The sequence below is a fragment of the Barnesiella sp. CU968 genome (assembly GCF_905219685.1).
GTDB classification, from domain to species: Bacteria; Bacteroidota; Bacteroidia; order Bacteroidales; family Muribaculaceae; genus Lepagella; species Lepagella muris_A.
On record NZ_CAJMXD010000581.1, the window covers coordinates 1 to 1,198 of the forward strand.

Genomic DNA, 1,198 nt, shown 5'->3' on the forward strand with positions numbered 1-1,198 from the left:
TTGCAGTGAGTTTTTCATGGTATTAGATTTTAAGGTTAACGTGAGATTGGTTGTCGGGACGACAATCAATTTTTTTTGCGCCTTTACGAAACCCGCCGGAAGCCGTCTTTTCCGGTGCATTCCGCATGAGTCAAGACAAAATGCAAACATAGTGACTAATTCTATCCGATTATCGGCAAAACGTGGATTTTTTTTACTAACTTTGTATGTCATAAAATATGAGAGGCTCTCCGCATACACAAGTATAAACTATTACGACATGAATTTCTCTGACATTCCCGGACAATCAAACGTCAAGCAGGACCTGCGCGATCTGGCTGACAGCAACAACATGCCGCATGCCATCATGCTATGCGGGCTTTCCGGCATCGGGAAAATGTGTGTGGCACGCGCATTCATGCAATATGCACACTGTTCTTCACCTCGCGACGGAGAACCATGCGGGCAATGTGCCTCCTGCCGGCAGCATCTCTCTTTCAACCATCCCGACGTTCACTACATATACCCCATTGTCAAAAACAAGGCTCAGAAAATTGAATTGTCGGAAGACCGTATAGATTCCTGGAAACACTTGCTCGACGAGTATCCGTGGATGCCTCCGGAAAAATGGATAGAAATAATTGATGCGGGCAATTCACAGCCTATAATATATGTAAACGATGCCGACAACATCGTGCGTGGCGAAGCATACTCCTCTTTTACCTCAAAATACAAGTTCTTTGTGATATGGCTTCCGGAGAAACTCCAGCCGGCGGCTGCAAACAAACTCCTCAAGGTAATCGAAGAACCTACGGAGGGAACCGTTTTCCTTCTTGTCTCAAATAACGAATCGGAGGTATTGCCGACAATCTCGTCGCGTACCCGACGCTTCAACATGCATCCTGCCGGGCAACCTCTGATAGAGAGATACGTAAAAGAGAAATATCATCTTGACGATGCCACCGCACGCACTGTGGCACGCCTGTCTGAGGGAAGGGTGGCAAAAGCCGATGAACTTGCGTCGCATTCGGGCGAACGCAACGAGTTCCAGAAGCTTTTTCAGGACATTATGCGGGCGGCATATGCCAAGAAGCCCGGCAAACTGCGTGAAATAGGCGATGCCGCATCATCACTGGGTCGTGAGAAGCTGCGCCGTTTTCTCAACTACATGACGCAGATGGCTCGCGAGAATTTCATCTTCAACATGCGGATTCCCGCC

1 protein-coding gene is annotated in these 1,198 nt (G+C 48.1%); it reads left to right on the forward strand.

Annotated features, from left to right (window positions below; translation table 11 throughout):
* Positions 1-259: 259 nt before the first annotated feature.
* The coding region (locus tag JX312_RS13835; protein ID WP_204458502.1) for a DNA polymerase III subunit delta at positions 260-1,198 on the forward strand (939 nt) is incomplete at its 3' end.